Below are 233 nucleotides of genomic sequence, written 5' to 3' on the forward strand. Positions count from 1 at the left end.
GCATTAAGATAGTACTGAGCTATCATGGCGCGCCATAATACTAGAAAAGTCCTTATCGCCGTTGTCTACCGTATGTGCTTCATAAAGTTCTGTCGCTTTGGCTCCCATTGGGGTTTCAACTTCCGTATCTTTAGCCGTTTGCATCGCAAGGTTAAGATCTTTTTGCATGAGCTTACTCATAAAGCCGCCTTTATAACCATTGCTAGATGGCACGTTCTCCATTACTTGCGGAT

1 protein-coding gene is annotated in these 233 nt (G+C 43.8%); it reads right to left on the reverse strand.

Annotated features, from left to right (window positions below; all coding sequences use genetic code 11):
* Positions 1 to 3: 3 nt before the first annotated feature.
* Positions 4 to 233: NAD-binding protein (locus AAEY93_RS21165; protein ID WP_351079737.1), on the reverse strand; the 230-nt coding region annotated here is incomplete at its 5' end.

Source organism: Shewanella sp. CAL98-MNA-CIBAN-0140 (assembly GCF_040309905.1).
GTDB lineage: Bacteria > Pseudomonadota > Gammaproteobacteria > Enterobacterales > Shewanellaceae > Shewanella > Shewanella psychromarinicola.